The organism is Streptomyces iakyrus (assembly GCF_000717055.1).
Lineage (GTDB): Bacteria > Actinomycetota > Actinomycetes > Streptomycetales > Streptomycetaceae > Streptomyces > Streptomyces iakyrus.
Genome location: NZ_JNXI01000118.1, coordinates 1 through 353 on the forward strand (window position 1 = coordinate 1; position 353 = coordinate 353).

1 rRNA gene is annotated in these 353 nt (G+C 65.7%); it reads right to left on the reverse strand.

Features of this window, described 5'->3' with window-relative positions:
- Nucleotides 1–258: 258 nt before the first annotated feature.
- Nucleotides 259–353, reverse strand: a 5S ribosomal RNA gene (gene rrf / locus OO68_RS43370); the annotation flags it as partial.

Below are 353 nucleotides of genomic sequence, written 5' to 3' on the forward strand. Positions count from 1 at the left end.
TTGTCGCGGCGGAAGCCCCCACGGTCTCCGCCGCGGCTCCCGCGCTGACCGCCGCGGTCGTTCCGGTCGCTCCGGTCCCCCTCCCGTCGCCGCTGGTCGCGCTCCGGTCGGTCGTCGGGAGAGTTGGTGGACATGGTGACTCCTGTCTTCGGTACCGCAAGTCATTCTCGCGCAGCCGGGTGCCCAGCGCGCAGTGCAAAAACAAAAAGGACCCTTGGTCCCAGCTGAACGCTGGGACCAAGGGTCCTTCCAAAGATTGTTCGGCGGCGTCCTACTCTCCCACAGGGTCCCCCCTGCAGTACCATCGGCGCTGTAAGGCTTAGCTTCCGGGTTCGGAATGTAACCGGGCGTTT